Source organism: Hyunsoonleella ulvae (genome assembly GCF_016827605.1).
Taxonomy (GTDB): domain Bacteria; phylum Bacteroidota; class Bacteroidia; order Flavobacteriales; family Flavobacteriaceae; genus Jejuia; species Jejuia ulvae.
The window spans coordinates 1-18,014 of sequence record NZ_JAEPJQ010000002.1 but is presented as its reverse complement, the minus strand read 5'-3'; the positions used below and the strand labels follow the sequence as shown (position 1 = coordinate 18,014).

Genomic DNA, 18,014 nt, shown 5'->3' with positions numbered 1-18,014 from the left:
TATCCGGTTTGGCTATTTCTCTTGCGGGTATTTTATTGGTCTTGCAACGCAAATACACGTTTTAGCAAGTCTGTAGTTCTTGAATTTATCTTGTTTCGTATCTCTTTTTCTTCTACAGCTATCATGGTATAAACGCCTTTAAGTGCTTCGTTGGTAACATAATCGGTCAAATCAGGGTTTACGTCATTGGTAAAAGGTAAAGTATTGTATTTGTTAATTAAATTATTCCAAATGTCATCGGCACCAACTTTAGAAAATGAATTTTTAATTACTGGATTAAACTTAGTGTAAAGTGCAGATTGTGTTTTAGAAGTTAAATATTGTGTAGCAGCATCATCGTTACCTAATAAAATGTTTTTGGCATCTGTAAATGTGATTCCTTTTACGGCATTTATAAAAATAGGGGTAGCCTCCTTTACAGCATCCTCAGCTGCTCTGTTCAATACTTTTAGGCCTTCGTCAGCTAGTTTGCTTAAACCTATATCTCGCAATGCTTTATCAACCTTTCTTAATTCTTCAGGAAGTAGGATTTTAACAAGTTCATTTTTAAAAAAGCCATCTTTTTGTGTGAGTTTGGTAACTTGTTTGTCTATTCCAAAATCTAGGGCTTGACGCAGTCCAGAAGCAATTTCGGTATTAGTTACAACACCACCTTGGGGCAGTTGGTCTATAACACCTTGTAGTTCAGCGCAAGCAACAAGATTGAAAATGAAAAAAACAGAAAATATTTTACGTATCATGATATTTGGGTTTTATTTTCAAAAATAGTGAATACTAAAAAAAATAAGACATTCAAATATTACTATTTAAATGTCTTTTATATTTCAACCAGATTAATCCCTCAATCAACCAGATTTCTAAACTTACTTTTAAGACACATTACCTTTTAAAAAGTCACAGGGTTCCAAAAATTTTTATATTTTGCAAATAATTCCAACCAAATACAATTCTAGCATAATACTTGTTATTACTGTTATAGAAACTTATTATAATGTATTTGAAATCTAAAATAAAAAGGTATTTGCCTTTAATGCTTTTGTTTGTTTTCCCGTTGTTTTCTTTCGGGCAAATAAAAATTTCTGAGAATATCCAAAAATCTTTATTGACCAAGAATGATGATAACTCATTGTATTTTGTGGATTTTTGGGCAACTTGGTGTGGACCATGTATACATGCATCAAAGTATTTAACGTCTTTGCAGCGTCAATACCCTAACAGGTTTCATATTATGTCTTTAAGTCAGGAAAATCCTGATATTGTAAAGCGATTTATGAAGAAGCATGCCTTGGAGTTGGCTGTTGCGATTGATTATAATGGCGAAACGTTTTCTAAATTTAATATTGCGAGTTTGCCTTATGGTATTTTGTTTAACGCTAAAGGGGAGAGGCTTTGGGAAGGGCATCCAGCCGAGTTTAAATCGTATCATTTAGATGGATTTTTAAGTACTAATAAAAAAACGGTAAGCGTAGATAAGATGTATCAATTACAATCCTTTAAACCTGCAGCCGTTACAAAATCTAAAACTTTTAAAGGAGATTTTGATATTATTAGTTTAAAAGAAGCAACTACCCCTTTGCGAGTTGATAAAAAGTTAAATTTTCTAGAACTTACAGGAAGCTTAAAAGCTATTTTGGCGTATACCAATAGTGTTTATCTAGGCCAAATTAAAGGGGAGGGTTTGCAAACATGCTATCGTACCAGATTTAAATATAATACTGAGGCTTTTCAGAATAAAACCAAAGAGATATTACAGTATTTAAAGCTGTCTCAGAACGAAACCATTGTTAATGGGGAGGTTTTGTTTTTTGATATCCAAAATTCTAATTTTTGGGATGTTCATCAAATAGATTGGGGAAATGACACACCAAACTTTCTAATTGGAGATTCTGATATTAAAGCAGATAATGTCTCTTTAAATCAAGTCAACTATCAAATTTCAAATTTGTTAAATATGCCAATCGTAACAAATAATAGTAAACTTGCCGAAGGGTTACACGATTGGGAGATACACTACAAATACTTTGATTTGATGGCTGCAAGTCTTAATGATATATACGGTATTAGGGTGGAAAAGAGAATTGGAGAATATAAAAACTATATAATATCAAAAAAGACGCCTTAATGGGCGTCTTCTTCTGTGTTAATTGAAACTATTAAAATTAGTTAGTTTCCAATCACTCTAAATTCGGTTCTTCTGTTTTTTCTGTGTTCTGCTTCAGAACAGTCTACACCATTAGAACAACGGTTTACCAATCTAGATTCTCCGTATCCTTTTGCAGTTAATCTACTTCTAGAGATACCTTTAGACACTAAGTAGTTAACTACCGAGTTTGCACGTTGTTGAGATAAAGACATGTTGAAATCGTCGTTACCTCTAGAATCTGTATGAGACATTAATTCAATACTTACAGGCTTGCTATTTAATAGTGGTAGTAAAGTTTCATCAATAATCTTTTTAGAAGCAGGCGTGATACGAGCGCTACCTAATTCGTAAAAAATTGGTAATACATTAGCGTTTAACAATCCACAGTCTACTTCTTCCCAAGTAGTTAAACCTCCTTTTTTAGCTAAAACAGTTCTTGTAACAGTTTTAGATTGCGCAGGCACAGTTACGCTTCTTGTTGTAGCGGGCGTAGCTAATACTTGACGTTTAATAGTTTTGTACTCCGCAGGAATTTCAATCTCATCCATTCTTGCAGGAGTTTTAATAACACGTTTTTTGTAAGTAGCTCCTCTCTCTGGCACAGGAATATTGCTTGTGCTAGCATCATTAGATAATGTAGTAAAACTTACATCTCTAAATTGAGCTGGATATTCAACAAAACATGCTACCATACAATCTTCTTTGTTAGGAGAATCACAAGCAGTTTCTCTGTACTCCCAACCAGAAGTTTTAGGGTAAGTTTCAAAAGTTCTAGAATCTGATCCAAAACTTGCAGGAATAATGTTTAAATCTGTTCTTCCCTCTTTACTTACATAAGGTACTTCAATAGTTTCATAAGTAGCAGGAACATAAACAAACTTTTTAGAAGCTTCTTTAACAAGTACACGTTCTTCCACCGTTCTGTAGGTAGCAGGTACAACTTCTAATTTCGTATACGCTGGATACGTTTGGATAGTTTCCTCTACAGTTTTAAATTCATCTTTTGTAATACATTTTACATAACACTTCCCTGGATCTGGGTTTGCAGGTAAGTTTTGTGCTTGGGACATTCCGAAGCCTAATAAAAAAGTTAGGCATAAAATAAAATTTGATTTCATAAAAATTAAGAAATTAGTTAATGGTTTTTTCTATTCAATAATTACGACACCAAGTTTTTAAACAAGTCACAGTTAACATATGTTAATTTTAACACATGTTAATTTTAAAAATTTAAGTATTTGATTTTTAGATGATTATGGATTAAGAAAAAATAACAGTTTTATTGTTATAAACCATTACTTTTCTTTCTGAATGAAGTTTAATTGCGTTAGCTAAAACTATTTTTTCTAGGTCTCGCCCCTTGGCAATTAAGTCTTTAATAGTGTAGGCATGTGTTACTCTTGCGACGTCCTGTTCTATAATAGGACCAGCATCTAATTCTTCAGTTATATAGTGACTTGTGGCACCTATAATTTTTACACCACGTTTGTAAGCAGAGTGATAAGGTTTGGCTCCAACAAATGCAGGTAAAAATGAATGATGGATGTTAATTATCTTATTGGTATACCTATCAATTAACTCAGGTGATACTATTTGCATATACCTAGCCAATACTATAAAATCAATATTGTGTGTTTGTAATAGTTTTAGCTGTTCAAGTTCAGCTTCAGCTTTTGTATCTTTAGTTACGGGGATATGATAGTATGGAATTTTAAAACTATCTGCTATTGGCTTTAAATCGATATGATTACTTACTATAAATGGTATTTCAAGGTTGAGCTCTCCCGAATTGTAACGTCCTAATATATCATACAGACAGTGGTCGTATTTAGATACGAAGAGTGCCATTTTTGGCTTTTTCTCTGAAGAATATATACGCCATTTCATCTGGAGTTTGTCTGCCAATTCAGTTTTAAAACAATCTTTAAAGACATCTGTAGAAAAATTGTCATCTATAAACTCACTTTCTAGTCTCATAAAGAAAATATCTTGTTGTCTATCAACATGTTGATCTAAATACACAATATTGCCACCTTTTTTAGCTATAAAATTGGTAACCGTTGCAATAATGTTTTGGCGATCTTTACAATGAATTAAGATGGTAATTTTCTTCATGAGGCTATCTTTTAACGCTTCAAAAATAAATAAAAACTATTTTGAGGTATCTTATCTTTTAAATTTTGCAAAATAATTTAAAAATTGAATATTTTTTTGAATTATTCGTAAATTGCAGTCCGTAAACTAATTATTTTTTATTAATGAATCAACAAACACCATACAAGCCAAAACATAAAATAAGGATTGTTACCGCTGCTTCCCTTTTTGATGGACATGATGCCTCCATAAATATTATGAGGCGTATTATTCAAGCTACAGGGGTAGAAGTGATTCATTTAGGCCATGACAGAAGCGTTAAAGAAGTTGTAAATACTGCCATTCAAGAGGATGCACATGCTATTTGTTTAACGTCTTATCAAGGCGGACATAACGAGTATTTTAAATTCATGTTCGATTTGTTGGTTGAGCTTGGGGCAGGGCATATAAAGATTTTTGGCGGAGGTGGCGGCGTTATTTTACCATCAGAAATAAAAGATTTGATGGCTTATGGGGTTGCTAGAATCTACTCGCCTGATGATGGTAGGCAAATGGGGTTACAGGGTATGGTTAATGATTTGGTGGAAAAAACCGATACCCCTCTCAATATTTCTAAAAGAGAAAAAACAGAAATAACATTTGTAAATAATTTGGATGTTTCTTGGCTATTGCACACGAAAGCCCAGGATGTATCTGGGTTGTTAAGAAGCAAGGATGCGAAAGTAATAGCTAGATTAATTACGCTGGCTGAAAATGATAACAAAAGATTTAAAAACTTTTTTAATAATTCGATTGAAAGCTCCTCTATTCAGCGTTCAAGCGGTGTTGTACTAGGTGTAACGGGCACAGGAGGTGCGGGGAAATCAAGTTTGGTGGATGAGCTTGTACGGCGTTTTTTAATGGATTTCCCAGAAAAAACAATTGGTATTATTTCGGTGGACCCATCTAAACGAAGAACCGGAGGCGCCCTACTAGGGGATAGAATTAGAATGAATGCAATAAATAATCCTAGAGTTTATATGCGTAGTTTGGCTACGCGCCAATCTAATTTGGCACTGTCTGCCCATGTTAATGATGCTATAGAAGTACTGAAAGCTGCAGCATACGATCTCATTATATTAGAAACTTCTGGTATAGGGCAGAGTGATACTGAGATTATTGAACATTCTGATGTGTCTTTATATGTGATGACACCAGAATTTGGTGCAGCAACTCAATTAGAGAAAATAGATATGTTGGATTTTGCTGATTTAGTTGCTGTAAATAAATTTGATAAACGTGGTGCGCTAGATGCATTGCGTGATGTAAAAAAGCAGTACAAGCGTAACCACAATCTATGGGATATGCCCGACGAGGAATTACCGGTTTATGGTACAATTGCATCACAGTTCAATGATTTTGGAATGCATAAGCTATACAGAACGGTTATGGATACTTTGGTTGAAAAAGCAGGTGCTGATTTAAAATCAAATTTTACTATTTCTAAAGAGGAGGAAAAAAAACTATTTGTGATTCCCCCTTCTCGAAATCGATATTTATCAGAAATCTCCGAACTCAATAGAACTTATAATAAGACCGAAAGTGAGCAATCTGAGATAGCCCAAACTCTTTACGGTATATATGAAACTATATGCTCAGTTGCTAATATTCCTAAACCACAAAAACAGTCTTATTTACATAGTTTAGGATTAAATTCTAAAACACTCTTAAAACAGGTTGCGCAAAATAAGAAAGGTTTTTTAGAACTGTTGTTAAAGGAGTTTGATAGGATTAAAATGAATTTGAGGCCATATAATTGGGATATTATTTTGGAATGGAATAATAAGGTAAATAGTTACAAAAACCCGGTGTATACATTTAAAGTTAGGGATAAAGACATAAAAATTGAAACGCATACCCAGTCGTTATCCCATACACAGATTCCCAAAGTAGCACTACCAAAGTATGAAGCATGGGGAGATATCTTAAAATGGAGCTTACAAGAAAATGTTCCAGGGGAGTTTCCATATACTGCGGGTTTATACCCATTTAAGCGAACGGGAGAAGATCCTGCACGAATGTTTGCGGGTGAGGGAGGGCCAGAACGTACAAATAAACGTTTTCATTATGTAAGTGCAGGTATGCCGGCCAAACGCCTGTCAACCGCTTTTGATAGTGTAACCTTGTACGGTAATGATCCTGATAACCGTCCCGATATTTATGGTAAAATTGGTAATGCTGGGGTTTCCATATGTTGTTTAGATGATGCCAAAAAGCTGTATTCTGGGTTTAATTTAGCAGATCCCTCAACGTCAGTAAGTATGACTATTAATGGTCCCGCTCCCATGTTGTTAGGTTTTTTTATGAATGCTGCCATTGATCAACAATGTGAAATCTACATCAAGGCAAATAATCTTCAAGATGAAGTAGAAGCAAAAATTGAAAAGTTATATCAAGGAAAAGAACGTCCAAGGTATCATGGCAAATTGCCCAAGGGAAATGATGGTTTGGGGTTAATGCTTCTAGGGGTAACAGGAGATCAAGTTTTACCAAAAAGCGTTTATTTGGACATAAAAAAGAAAACCATTTCGCAAGTAAGAGGTACAGTACAGGCAGACATATTAAAAGAAGACCAGGCACAAAACACCTGTATATTTTCTACAGAATTTGCACTGCGACTCATGGGAGATGTGCAGGAATATTTTATAGAGCATAACATTAGAAACTTTTATTCTGTTTCGATTTCAGGATATCATATTGCAGAAGCAGGTGCTAATCCTATCACTCAATTGGCACTAACCTTATCCAATGGTTTTACTTATGTAGAGTATTATTTAAGTAGGGGTATGGATATTAACAAATTCGGGCCAAATTTATCTTTCTTTTTTTCTAATGGTATAGATCCCGAATATGCTGTAATAGGTCGTGTCGCGAGAAGAATATGGGCCAAAGCTATGAAAGAGAAATACGGTGCTAATCCTAGGGCACAAATGTTGAAATATCATATTCAAACCTCAGGTAGAAGCCTGCATGCCCAAGAAATTGATTTTAATGATATAAGAACTACGCTTCAAGCGCTATATGCTATTTATGATAACTGTAACTCATTACACACTAATGCTTATGATGAAGCCATTACAACACCTACTGAAGAATCGGTGCGCCGTGCCATGGCTATTCAACTCATTATCAACAAAGAGTTGGGTTTAGCAAAAAATGAAAACCCCATTCAAGGTGCTTTTATTATTGAGGAGCTAACCAATTTGGTAGAGGAAGCTGTGTTGATTGAGTTTGATAGGATTACAGAACGAGGAGGGGTTTTGGGGGCCATGGAAACCATGTATCAGCGTGGCAAAATTCAAGAAGAAAGCTTGTATTATGAAACGTTAAAGCATAATGGGAAGTTTCCAATTATTGGTGTAAATACATTTTTAAGCAGTAAGGGTTCCCCAACTATTTTACCTAATGAAGTGATAAGGGCAACGGAAGAGGAAAAACAGCTACAAATAAAAACCTTAAAACAACTTCATGAAGCCAATAATACAAGAGGTGTTTTAAAGAAGCTTCAAGAGGCAGCAATTCTCAATGAAAATATTTTTGAAATACTTATGGAAGTATGTAAAGTTTGTTCCCTAGGACAGATTACAAATGCATTATTTGAAGTAGGAGGGCAGTATCGTAGAAATATGTAACATATCATTAAAAACATTTTAAATGATTAAATAATACTGAAAAAGCTGCAATATACGACATAAAGTGTTATATTTGTGACAAATGTCGTTTTTATGAAAAATCAGCAGCATATAAAAAATATTATTAAAGAGCCCCAGGCATTTTATGGGCTTCAAAATAAATACCAACGTATTACAAGTGTTTTAGGAGGTAGCATAGCAGTAGGGTATAACATCAATAGTGATATGGATCTTATAGAGATAACTAGAAAAGGGCTTCCAAAATCTGTTATACAAACTATAAGTACTATTTTATCTATTTCTATGGAAAAAATGAGTCAGCTATTACATGTGTCGCATCGCACTTTGCAACGTAAAAGCGATACTGATTTGCTTAATGTCTACCCTACAGAGCAAATTTTAGAAATAGCCGATGTTATTTCCATGGGCATTGAAGTATTTGGTTCCATAGATATGTTTACAAAATGGTTGCACTTAGAACTTCGCCACCTTAATTACAAAAAGCCCATAGAGTATCTTGATACTACATTTGGTGTGGCACTTGTAAAAGATACTTTGGGGCGTATCGAGCATGGTATTTATTCTTAATATTTTTGGGTATTGAAAATTTTTAGAATAGCTAAAGAGAAATATATTTCAGATTTAAGCGGTGAAGGCGCTAGGTTGTATGGGGGAAGATGGAATAAACCTGGATATAGCATGCTTTACTTTTCTAGTAATCTCTCATTGAGTGTTCTTGAATTGCTTGTACACTTAGACTATAGGTTTATCAATAACACATTTAGATATATTGAAATTGATTTGCCTGATAGTATAAAATTAGCTAAAGTGCCATCAACTATTCTTAAACAAGATTGGAGACATAATCCGCCATTGGTGTTAACACAAAACTATGGTACTGATTGGTTGGAGTCTACAAAGAACCTTGCATTACAGGTGCCTTCAGCCGTTTTACCTAGTGAATTTAATATATTATTGAATCCAAAACACATTGATTTTATATCTATTACAATATCCAAGCCCTATAAATTGAATTTAGATGCTAGGTTACTCGAGAGGTAGCCTCGTAAATAGAGTTATATTTATAGATTGTACAATCGAAGTACTTATAAAGATATTTTGCTAGATGTGTCGTAGTTTACTTATTCAATATCAATAGGAATAGCTCCAATTTGATCAATTACTGATAATGAAGTATCAGAATTTTTAAGTAATAATTCGAGTTTTGAAATTTTCATGACAACCATAATGGCTAATGTGATTGCGACTATATCAAATAAATCTGAAAATATGTAGATATTATTTGCTTGTATGAAGCTATCTATATCGGTAGCTCTATTCATAACTCTAGAAGCATAATTACCAACCAAACCATTAAAAATATAAACCAACCACCATACGACAATGAATGAGGTTTCTTTATTAACAAAAAAACTGGAATCATAGTTCTTCAAGGTGTCTTGAAGTTTTATATATATTTCTTTCATTGTTTTAATAGGTCTTACCCAATTAACAAAAGGAATAAAGTAACCCCATACAGCTCCACTTTCTTCATATTCCATATTAATATTTAGTCTAATTAAATTACCATAAGCTCGTCTAAACCATCTTATAAAAAATATAACCGTTAGAACAAAGCTCAAGAAGTAAATAATGCCTATAATCATACTCACAACATCTAGCAGTTCTATAAAATCGTCATCATATGCTCCATCTGTGTAATCTGATAGAACACTATTCTGATAAAAATTAAATGCAGCTGATAAAATATCAATTACAGCTAGTATCACAAACATTACAAGTATTTGTTTTCCTCTTAAGGTATTGTCTTTAATATCCATTATAAGATTTTAGATTAGTGTGACCGAAACAAATGTATTTATATTTTAATGCAACTTTTAGAATAACTTTCTTTATTCGTTTAAGAGCATTATTTTGTCTGTAGACAACCTTTATATCTAATATTTAGGTCGGGAGATAATAACAATAGAATTATACCAAAATGAATGATTTTGTGTAAGGTTTGACTATGAGAAGTAATGGGCGGTAAAAAAATCTAATCAATAAAAATCTGAAAAAACTAATTATAGTGTCAACATCCAATTATGTTGCAATTTTTTAAATTTCTTTAGTTCACGACGTAATACAGGGAGAAAATCTTTGCCATTGCTATTACTTTTCTCTAGGCGATAAGAGTTTTTATAAAGCATATTGGTTAGTCTTCTTAATGAAGCTAAATGGCGGTGTTTTCTTTCTGAATAACGCTCACGTTCAACATTGGCAATTTCTGGAGCTAGGGAAATGGATTGTTGTACAATATCACCTGAAAAATAAATATTAGTATCTTCAGAGCCATCTTCTTTAAGAGCAGAAAGATCATCATTTAAATAAGAAGAAATACTTTGAGATAATGCAAAAATCTCGATAGCTTTTTTATAAATCGGTAATTCCGATAGATTTACTGGGGTATTGTGCATCTCAATTAATTTTTCATTAGCAATTACATCAAAATTAGTCACTAGAATTTATTTATAACTTTAATATTTAAAGTAAAATTGTATTTTTGCTTTAGATTTAATGTTTTATCAATTAAATATCTTTAAATGCAAATAGATAAGCTTAATAAGAAGATTTTGAACTGTTTACAGGTTAATGCAAGGCAATCTAACGCCGAAATTGGACGTCAGGTAGGTATAAGTTCTCCTGCAGTTTCTGAGCGTATCAAAAAAATGGAAGATATGGGAATTATAGAAGGGTATAAGGCCATGGTTTCTCCTTTTGAAATTGGGTACCAACTTAAGGCTATCATAACCCTGCGTGCATTTATGGGAAAACTAAAACCTTTTTTAGAAAAAGTAAAATCTTTTGATGAAGTAGTGAACTGTTATCGTATCACTGGAGATGAAAATATTGTGATGGAGGTAGTTTTAAAAGATAATAAGCATTTAGAGGCGTTTATTGATAATTTAATTATCTATGGTGAGTCTAAAACACAAATTGTGCTTTCTCGAGTAGTGAAACATAAAGAATTAATTCCAGTAAAATAACGTTTTAAATGCGCCAAGGCGGGTTTTTTCTATGCTGCCCTGCGTTGTAAAGTATAATGTTGTTTCCGTCCATATCTTTTAAATGTGCTTCTCTCCAAAGCCATGGTTTATCTTCGGGTAAGCTATCAAATACAATACCTTTTACTTGAAGTTGGCTTACTAAATTATCTAGATGATCGTCCTCAAAATAAATAGTAATTTTATTTCCTTTTGGAAGTTCCTCTACATGATGGATAGAGAAGGTGCTATTACCATCAGGACATTCAAAACGTACGTATTTTGGCAAGGCCTTTACTATAAGCTTTAAACCTAAAGTTTCATAAAAACCTATGGCACTTTCTACATCTAAAGATGGGATTGTGATTTGATTTAGATCCATAACTTAACTGGTAAAAGATGTTTGCATATGGGCTGCAATTTGTTTAGCATGTATCCTACTATTTTCTATAAACCATTTATGGGTTTCCATTCCTCCACAAATAACACCTGCCAAATACACGCCCTTAATATTGGTTTCCATGGTTTCAGGGTTATATTTTGGTAAGTGTTTTTCATCATTGGTTTGCGTAATACCTATTTGGTTTAACAAATCAAAATTGGGTTTATAGCCAGTAAGTGCAATAACAAAATCGTTAGGAATATGTTGCACACCTTGAGACGATTTAAATATGACTTCCCGTTCTGTAATTTCTAAAATTTCAGCATTAAAGTGGGCGTTAATGCTTCCTTCTTCAATACGATTGATAATATCTGGGCGTACCCAGTATTTTACACGTTTACCTATATTTTCTCCTCGTACAATCATAGTAACGTTACCACCTTTTCTATAAATCTCTAAAGCTGCATCAACAGAAGAATTACTGGCACCAACTATAACTGTATTTTGCATTGCGTAAGGATGTGCTTCTTTGTAATAATGTGTTACTTTTGGCAGATTTTCACCTGGAACATCCAGTAAATTGGGTATATCGTAAAATCCAGTCGCTATGATGATGTTCTTTGTTTGGTATGCTACTTTGTCTGTTTGGACTTTAAAATAATTATTTGTCTTAGAAACAGCTTCAACCTTTTCAAATAAGTTAATGTTAATTGCATTAGAAGTAGCAACTCTACGGTAATATTCTAAAGCCTCATCCCTATTGGGTTTAGGGTTTTTGCTAATAAAAGGAATGTTATCTATCTCCAGTTTTTCTGATGTGGAGAAAAAAGTCATGTTCTTAGGGTAATTAAAAAGGGAGTTGGTTAATGCTCCCTTTTCAATAATTATATAATTCCAGTTTCGTTTTTTACATTCTAGTGCACAGGCAATTCCTATAGGACCACCTCCAATTATAATCACATCCTTCATTAAGCAATCCTTTTTTTAATGCGTAAATAATTATTTAAAATGAACAATAAAAATACGCAAATACCACCTATTCCTGCAATGATATACCAAGTATTATCATAATCTAAATGTGCTATCATTTCCATACCTGTTTTATGGCTAAATATGTGGGATAATGAAAAAGATATTGTGTATAAGGCCATAAATTCTCCCTGATTTCCTTTCTTGGCACGATTATAGGCAAAGGCGTTAGAAAAAGGAAAAGCAATCATTTCTCCAATTGTCATGAGTAACATTCCTATAACAAGCACGCCGGTCCAAGAGCTTAAGTTTAATACCAAAAAGCTAAGTGCGGTTAAAAATGCGCCAAACAGAATTAATGATACTTTAGACCACCTTTTGTTTTCTAACCAAGTTATCAATGGCATTTCTAACAGAAAAATCACAAAACCGTTCATGCCTAAGAGTAAGCCTATCTCAATTTTACTCAAAGCATGTCTATCTCTATAATACAATGGCATTGTAGAAAAGTATTGTAGAAATATAAAACCAAACAAAAACATCGCTACTAAAAAGAGCAAAAACGCTTTATCTTGGTATGCAGGTTTGGGATTCTTAACCTTTATTTCATCTTGTTCTTTAGATGTTTTAGGATTAAGTACAAATACAAGCAAAATGGTTGCTAGGATGCAAGTAATACCATCTACCCAGAATAGCCCTGCGTACCCCATTGCGGTAATAATAATGCCGCCTACTGCTGGTCCTGCCGAAAACCCTAAATTAATTGCCAAACGAATAAGGGTTACACTACGTGTTTTGTTCTCTGGTTTACTGTAGGCACTTAATGCTACAAACATAGCAGGACGAAACATATCTGCCACAACCATCACTAAAAATATACCTAAACACAAGCTGTAAAACGTGTTTAAAAATTGTAAACCAATAAATAAAACACCTGTACTAATTAGGCTTCTTACCATAACTTTGTAGTATCCAATTTTATCGGTTAATTTCCCTCCCAGCCATGAACCAACTACAGACCCCAAACCAAAGCATGCCATTATGGTGCCTACATTACTTTCAGAAATGTGTAAATCTTCGGTTAAATACAACGATAGGAAAGGAATTACCATAGTGCCAGCTCTATTTATTAATGTGATTAGGGCGAGCCACCATACTTCGGTTGATAAGCCTTTAAATGTATTTAGATAATTGTTGAACAGTGTTTTCATTAGTTCTAAGTATTGTAATTTTTCTACATATAATTTTCTGGGTTGTTTTGAAAAGCTTTTAAAAACAAAAAGTCCGACTGGTATGAAGTCGGACTTTTAATATATCTGTAAGCGTTTATTTAATCACATCACAATATATAACAAGTCCGTCCTCTTTTCTTTAAAGAAGTGGTCCATTGTTTTCTACAAATTGTGACGTTGTAACGCATTTTTTTATTTTGAAAGCTCAAAACTAGGAAAAAATAACTTAAGTTGTATTTTTGGTCTGATTATATTTTAAAATGAAGCGATTAGTTTTAACAATGGGTATACTTTTTATACTCACATCCTGTGCTCAAAAAAAGCGTCCTATAATAGGGGAAACCAAATTCCAAAGAGAATTAAACGCTTTTTATAAAGATGCCTCTACGTCTCCTTTAAAAAAGAAAGATTTAAAACATTTTGAGGGACTGGATTTTTTTAAGTTTGATTCCTCTTATGTTGTTTCCGCTACATTTAAGCGTACCCCAAATGAGGAACCTTTTAAAATGAAAACTACGACTAAAAGAAGGCCTATTTATGTAAAATATGGAGAGTTGACCTTTACTTTAAATGGTAAGTCTTTTATGCTTAACATTTATCAAAATCAAGAATTGGTTATGGGTAAAGTAAGGAACACCCAATTATTTTTACCATTTCTGGATGAAACAAATGGTTTAGAAAGTTATGGGGGCGGACGTTATATTGATACTTCAATTCCTGAGGGTAATAGAATGATTATTGATTTTAATACCGCTTATAATCCATACTGTGCATACAACGATAAATATTCGTGTCCTGTAGTACCTAGAGAAAATTATTTAAAAACTAGGGTAGAGGCTGGAGTCAAGGCTTTTGATAAAGGGTAATTCTATTTTGAGTGGTTCGTGTAAGGGTAGACCAAGCAATTATTTTTATACAACTTGTTGTAGCCAGTTTTTATCTCATCCATCCCTCAACAACATAGTTCTTTTCCAAAATCTTTTTTTCAGATGATTTACCATTTGGTTTAAACCATAATTCAAATCTAGCTCCATACGGTTTTCCCCAATCTCCTTCATAAATTGTAAAATGGTCAGTTGTTCCAAATTTTTTTAATTCTCCATTAGTGTTTTCTATTCTGATTGAGGAACGTTCTGTTAATCTAGATTCGGAAAGTTGTACTTCTTGCGTAATTTCAAAAACTTTTAGATAAGCTATTCCATTCATTTCTTTATCAGTCCAAAAATCGTATTCGTAAAGTCCTGGTTGAAAGGAAGCATACAATTGGAAATCAAAGTTTTTTCTTTGAATAGTTGATTCAGGTCGAAGCCATTCAAAATCATCTCCATGCAATAGGTCGATTGGTTTGTCCAATTCTACGTTTTCAGGTAGCTTCAGGTTATTCGCAAAAGTGTCTGTGTCTGGTCCGAACATAGACATAAAAGAAACAATGAAAATTATCCATAAAACACCAACAAATAAAGTTCCTAATTGCAGTATTCCGATATACCACTTTCCTTTACTTAATTGCCAAAATCCAGCTATAAGCAATAGGATAATAGTAAATAGAAAAAAATAGTCCGAAATATTGAGTAATATTTTATTCGAGGATGAGATTAGAACTAAAACACTCAAAGACGACAAAATGAACAATAAAAATGGTAACCACCATTTCTTTAAAATATATTTTGTGAGGAATTCTGTCATTTCTCAAATTGGCTACAACGGTAAAGTGTATGATTTCGTTACGTTGTTTAAGCACTAAAGTTAGCAAATAATCACGGATAGAAAATTCCAGCGGAATTTTCGTAAGTAAGCCTTTACTAGCAATGAATTATAGCATTGTTGGCAATAGTTTTTTTTATTTATCCATTCAGTTACAATTGGCCAGATTTCTTTCTTTGAATTTTGAGATTTTAGTATTCTACTATGATTGTAATTTTCAAGATTTCCATTTTCTTTTGATAGATAAATCAATTGGTTTTCTGAATTTTCAAAGGCATTTAGATATTTCTCACAACCGACTTTTGGTGCAATAAAATTATCTCCGCTCGCACATATTGATAAAATCGGAATTTTTATTTTTTTCATTTCGTTCAAATAGTCAAATCCATTTTCTCCTATGAAGTTCTGTTTTAAATTCCAATTGAACCATTGTTTCATCGTGTAATAGCTTTCACTATGTTCAGTTGAGCCAGCTGTTTTAGCCGGAACAACTCCTAACAAGGCTGTCAAATATTTACTCGCCAAAATTTTCATTCGATTATTAAATTCAGTTCCAGCTCCGAAAGCTTGAACTCCAAATAATGTAATGCTATTAATTTTTGGTTGATAATTTGGATTGTTGATTAAGAACATTGTTAGTGCAATTCCGCCACCACTATGAGCTAAACAATCTATACTATTAATATTTCGGTCCTTGAAAAGAAATTCAAATGTGGATTTAAGGTCATATTTTGCAATCGTCTCGAAGTCAAAATTATTTTTGGCTTTTGAACTTTCTCCGTGATTTCGCCATTCCATTAACCAACAAGTAAATCCTTGGTCAGTCAGATAAGAAGCAATTCCAGAACATATTTTTCTGTTAGAAAAAGTTCCGTGAGTCAAAAAAATATGCTTTTTAGACTTGGTTTTCGGGTTCAATTTCCAAAGCGCTATTCTTTCGTTATCGTCTGTTGTTATTTCAAATAATTGTTCTTTCAGGACGTGAGTTTTAAATTATTGCCAACGGTCTAGTGTATGATTTCGTTGCGTGGTTTGAGTACGAAAGTTAGCAAATAAATCACAGATAGAAAGTCCGCTAGGACTTTCGTAAGTAAGCTATAACTAGCAATGAACATTGGACACATTGTTACCACACGTTTTTATTCATTTTATGTTTATCTTAAATCTAAAATCACAGAATCTTTTACTTTGATATAAATCAGATTATCGTTGTGATATAATTTAGTCGTATCTCCTTTAATTTCCGTCCGCACAAAGTCAGATTCAATAAATGTTTTTTCGTTTGATTCTAAATAAATTGGAATTGCAACATATAAAAAACAACTAATTATTATTAAGCTATTCGAAATTATTATTCCTTTTAATTTCTCCGTCTTTGCCTTGAAAAAGAAAGTTCCAATACTTATAAAGTTCCAAATTAGTCCGATTACTAATGTCAAAAATAAAATCAGATGATGAATTCCTGGTGCGTGAATATATGGGTTTCCAATAATCGCATAAGCTATTCCTGCAATTCCAAACCCTATTCCATAAAATAGCAAACTCTGTAAAATTCCCTTTTCCATTTTATCCGCTAAAAGTATCAGTTGGTAAATTCAGACAGATGATTGCTGAAATGATATGAATTCCGAATATTAAGATTGTCCATTTAGGTTTTTTAGTCATTAAAATTCCGTAGATAGGAACTTGAACAATTGCAATAATGATTGCCAAAATTCCGATTTGATTATTCAGTACGCTTATAATCATTGAGTATGGATAAACTATTTTAGCTGGCCAAAAAAATCCGTGTCCACCCCCCATTGATAAAACTATGAATGTTAAAACCAGAATTGTTGTTAATGTTATGACTATTGCTTTTTTCAAATGTGTGGTAACGGTCTAGTGTATGATTTCGTTGCGTGTTCAAGCACAAAAGTTAGCAAATAAATAACAGATAGAAAGTCCGCAAGGACTTTCGCAAGTAAGCCTTTACTAGCAATGAATTATACACAATGTTACCTATAGTTTTTATTTAACTTTTTTATTGTAAACACCAAATCGTTCATACTTCCATCAGGAAAAGCATCATTACAATTAAAAATTAATCCTCCATCATTTGTTTCTTCTATAAATATACCAGCTCCGTTATGACCAGCTTGCATTACTCCATTTCCAGTATCCCAAACATTATAAATTATAAGTTTTTCACCATTTATATATTCAAAATCGATATGTTCATTAAAATTGTCTTGCCAAAAAACAAAAGCAGTATTTTTAGTGCCATTATGGTGTAATTCTCCTTTTAATGCACGCACAACTATACCTTGTTTCCAATCACTTTTCGTCTGAAAATTATCTATCCGATATTTACTTAAATTATCTGGTTTTAAGTGAAGAGATAATTGAATTTTCTTTCCATTATAATTAAAAGGTTGACCATCAGTCTCATTAAAGTACTCTTCAAATGATTTTTCCATTCTCTATTTTCTATTTAATGAATAATTTTTTGTTTCACTTATAAATTAATTAAGCAGTTTTTTTGGGAAATTATAGGTAACGGTCTCGTATAAGATTAGTTGCGTTGTTTAAGCAACTAACTTAGCAAATAAAACCGGAATAGAAAATCCGCGAGGATTTTCGTAAGTAGGCTAGTACCAAGCAATTAATTTTAGCATCTATGTAAAAGCAGTCTATCGAGTATCTTTAAGATGATAAAAAAAAATAGAGATATGGAACGACAAACTGCTACCCCTAAATTATACATTGGTATTGACATACACAAGCGAAGTTGGA

19 protein-coding genes are annotated in these 18,014 nt (G+C 32.9%); 6 read left to right on the top strand and 13 right to left on the bottom strand.

Annotated features, from left to right (window positions below):
- Positions 1 to 32: 32 nt before the first annotated feature.
- Entirely contained in the window at positions 33 to 740 is a 708-nt protein-coding gene (locus tag JS605_RS05900; protein WP_203256777.1) for a DUF4197 domain-containing protein, read from the bottom strand.
- Between the two features lie 290 nt (positions 741 to 1,030).
- Between JS605_RS05900 and JS605_RS05895 the strand changes: the two genes are divergently transcribed.
- The gene (locus JS605_RS05895) at positions 1,031 to 2,122 is read left to right on the top strand and encodes a redoxin family protein (protein ID WP_203256776.1); all 1,092 of its coding nucleotides are present in this window, start codon (positions 1,031 to 1,033) and stop codon (positions 2,120 to 2,122) included.
- Between the two features lie 41 nt (positions 2,123 to 2,163).
- Here JS605_RS05895 and JS605_RS05890 read toward each other — a convergent pair whose 3' ends face one another.
- Together JS605_RS05890 and purU are read right to left on the bottom strand one after the other, a co-directional pair.
- Positions 2,164 to 3,261, bottom strand: a complete 1,098-nt coding sequence (locus tag JS605_RS05890; RefSeq protein WP_203256775.1) for an OmpA family protein — start codon at positions 3,259 to 3,261, stop codon at positions 2,164 to 2,166.
- A 142-nt stretch (positions 3,262 to 3,403) separates the two neighbouring features.
- Positions 3,404 to 4,258 carry a formyltetrahydrofolate deformylase gene (gene purU / locus JS605_RS05885; RefSeq protein WP_203256774.1) on the bottom strand — a complete coding sequence of 285 codons (855 nt, stop codon included), beginning with the start codon at positions 4,256 to 4,258 and terminating at the stop codon, positions 3,404 to 3,406.
- A 143-nt stretch (positions 4,259 to 4,401) separates the two neighbouring features.
- Here purU and JS605_RS05880 point away from each other — a divergent pair, with 143 nt between their 5' ends.
- From JS605_RS05880 to JS605_RS05870, 3 genes are all read left to right on the top strand, one after another.
- Positions 4,402 to 7,908 carry a methylmalonyl-CoA mutase family protein gene (locus JS605_RS05880; protein WP_203256773.1) on the top strand — a complete coding sequence of 1,169 codons (3,507 nt, stop codon included), beginning with the start codon at positions 4,402 to 4,404 and terminating at the stop codon, positions 7,906 to 7,908.
- 93 nt (positions 7,909 to 8,001) lie between these two features.
- Positions 8,002 to 8,496 carry a type II RES/Xre toxin-antitoxin system antitoxin gene (gene parS, locus JS605_RS05875; RefSeq protein ID WP_203256772.1) on the top strand — a complete coding sequence of 165 codons (495 nt, stop codon included), beginning with the start codon at positions 8,002 to 8,004 and terminating at the stop codon, positions 8,494 to 8,496.
- A gap of 12 nt (positions 8,497 to 8,508) precedes the next feature.
- Positions 8,509 to 8,970, top strand: coding sequence for an RES family NAD+ phosphorylase (locus tag JS605_RS05870; RefSeq protein WP_203256771.1), 462 nt, complete (start codon positions 8,509 to 8,511; stop codon positions 8,968 to 8,970).
- 80 nt (positions 8,971 to 9,050) lie between these two features.
- On the opposite strand, the gene JS605_RS05865 is transcribed toward JS605_RS05870, so the two are convergent.
- Together JS605_RS05865 and JS605_RS05860 are read right to left on the bottom strand one after the other, a co-directional pair.
- Positions 9,051 to 9,749, bottom strand: a complete 699-nt coding sequence (locus JS605_RS05865) for a DUF4328 domain-containing protein (protein WP_203256770.1) — start codon at positions 9,747 to 9,749, stop codon at positions 9,051 to 9,053.
- A 243-nt stretch (positions 9,750 to 9,992) separates the two neighbouring features.
- Complete coding sequence (locus JS605_RS05860; protein WP_317194128.1) at positions 9,993 to 10,427, bottom strand: hypothetical protein; 435 nt, start codon at positions 10,425 to 10,427, stop codon at positions 9,993 to 9,995.
- An 84-nt stretch (positions 10,428 to 10,511) separates the two neighbouring features.
- Between JS605_RS05860 and JS605_RS05855 the strand changes: the two genes are divergently transcribed.
- On the top strand, positions 10,512 to 10,955 hold the full coding sequence (locus JS605_RS05855; protein WP_203256769.1) for an Lrp/AsnC family transcriptional regulator: 444 nt from the start codon (positions 10,512 to 10,514) through the stop codon (positions 10,953 to 10,955).
- A gap of 4 nt (positions 10,956 to 10,959) precedes the next feature.
- Here the strand turns inward: JS605_RS05855 and JS605_RS05850 are convergent, their stop codons facing one another.
- The 3 genes from JS605_RS05850 to JS605_RS05840 are packed head-to-tail and all read right to left on the bottom strand — an operon-like array spanning position 10,960 to position 13,514.
- Positions 10,960 to 11,334 carry a VOC family protein gene (locus tag JS605_RS05850; protein ID WP_203256768.1) on the bottom strand — a complete coding sequence of 125 codons (375 nt, stop codon included), beginning with the start codon at positions 11,332 to 11,334 and terminating at the stop codon, positions 10,960 to 10,962.
- Positions 11,335 to 11,337: 3 nt separating this feature from the next.
- Positions 11,338 to 12,303: a YpdA family putative bacillithiol disulfide reductase gene (locus JS605_RS05845; protein ID WP_203256767.1), complete on the bottom strand. Its 966-nt coding sequence runs from the start codon at positions 12,301 to 12,303 to the stop codon at positions 11,338 to 11,340.
- Positions 12,303 to 13,514 (bottom strand): MDR family MFS transporter, encoded by a 1,212-nt coding sequence (locus JS605_RS05840; protein WP_203256766.1) that lies wholly within the window; start codon positions 13,512 to 13,514, stop codon positions 12,303 to 12,305. Before JS605_RS05840 ends, JS605_RS05845 begins: the two co-directional genes overlap by 1 nt.
- A 281-nt stretch (positions 13,515 to 13,795) precedes the next feature.
- Between JS605_RS05840 and JS605_RS05835 the strand changes: the two genes are divergently transcribed.
- Positions 13,796 to 14,401 carry a DUF1684 domain-containing protein gene (locus tag JS605_RS05835; protein WP_203256765.1) on the top strand — a complete coding sequence of 202 codons (606 nt, stop codon included), beginning with the start codon at positions 13,796 to 13,798 and terminating at the stop codon, positions 14,399 to 14,401.
- 70 nt (positions 14,402 to 14,471) lie between these two features.
- On the opposite strand, the gene JS605_RS05830 is transcribed toward JS605_RS05835, so the two are convergent.
- From JS605_RS05830 to JS605_RS05810, 5 genes are all read right to left on the bottom strand, one after another.
- Positions 14,472 to 15,221 carry a hypothetical protein gene (locus JS605_RS05830; protein ID WP_203256764.1) on the bottom strand — a complete coding sequence of 250 codons (750 nt, stop codon included), beginning with the start codon at positions 15,219 to 15,221 and terminating at the stop codon, positions 14,472 to 14,474.
- Between the two features lie 60 nt (positions 15,222 to 15,281).
- Complete coding sequence (locus tag JS605_RS05825; protein WP_317194142.1) at positions 15,282 to 16,196, bottom strand: alpha/beta fold hydrolase; 915 nt, start codon at positions 16,194 to 16,196, stop codon at positions 15,282 to 15,284.
- Positions 16,197 to 16,393: 197 nt separating this feature from the next.
- Complete coding sequence (locus tag JS605_RS05820) at positions 16,394 to 16,804, bottom strand: hypothetical protein (protein ID WP_203256762.1); 411 nt, start codon at positions 16,802 to 16,804, stop codon at positions 16,394 to 16,396.
- Between the two features lies 1 nt (position 16,805).
- Complete coding sequence (locus tag JS605_RS05815; RefSeq protein WP_203256761.1) at positions 16,806 to 17,105, bottom strand: hypothetical protein; 300 nt, start codon at positions 17,103 to 17,105, stop codon at positions 16,806 to 16,808.
- Positions 17,106 to 17,236: 131 nt separating this feature from the next.
- A complete protein-coding gene (locus JS605_RS05810; protein WP_203256760.1) occupies positions 17,237 to 17,698 on the bottom strand; it encodes a hypothetical protein in 462 nt (153 codons plus the stop codon).
- Positions 17,699 to 18,014 lie beyond the last annotated feature (316 nt).